This is a genomic window from Acinetobacter sp. SwsAc5, from assembly GCF_013391485.1.
GTDB classification, from domain to species: Bacteria; Pseudomonadota; Gammaproteobacteria; order Pseudomonadales; family Moraxellaceae; genus Acinetobacter; species Acinetobacter towneri.
Genome location: NZ_JACAXD010000078.1, coordinates 1 through 601 on the forward strand (window position 1 = coordinate 1; position 601 = coordinate 601).

Consider the following 601-nt stretch of genomic DNA (forward strand, 5'->3'; position numbering starts at 1 on the left):
TAAGAATCCACAACAAGTTGTTCTTCATTGATGTATCTGAGGGTCTGTAGCTCAGTTGGTTAGAGCACACGCTTGATAAGCGTGGGGTCACAAGTTCAAGTCTTGTCAGACCCACCACTACTGACGACGCAAGAGATTGCAGAGTAAACGGAAATCAGAAACATTGACTTATTGATAAGCTGGGGACTTAGCTTAGTTGGTAGAGCGCCTGCTTTGCACGCAGGAGGTCAGGAGTTCGACTCTCCTAGTCTCCACCAAATTTTAAGATCAGAAAAGCACTGCTTTTCCTTAAAATTTAAGCAAACAGCTATGCTGTGCGCAGGCACACATATACTGGAGCTTTAAGCTAAAGATTGCAGAACTTAATAAAAGATCGAATAATTAGATTTGATGGTTTATTAAGTTCTGTGATTTAAATATCACAGTATTTAGTGCGGTCTGACGAAGACGCATTAATTCATTAACAGATTGGCAAAAATTGAGTCTGAAATAAATTGTTCAACTCATTTAATTCAAGATTGACAGTAATGCTTCGGTGTTACGGTTTAATTACGAATTGAAATGAGAACTAGCAAATTAACTGAATCAAGCGTTTTGGTAT

Annotated in this window: 2 tRNA genes; both read left to right on the forward strand. The window is 38.4% G+C overall.

Annotation, left to right across the window (positions count from 1 at the left end):
• Nucleotides 1-40: 40 nt before the first annotated feature.
• Nucleotides 41-117, forward strand: a tRNA-Ile gene (locus HYG89_RS15925).
• Nucleotides 118-181: 64 nt separating this feature from the next.
• Nucleotides 182-257, forward strand: a tRNA-Ala gene (locus HYG89_RS15930).
• Nucleotides 258-601 lie beyond the last annotated feature (344 nt).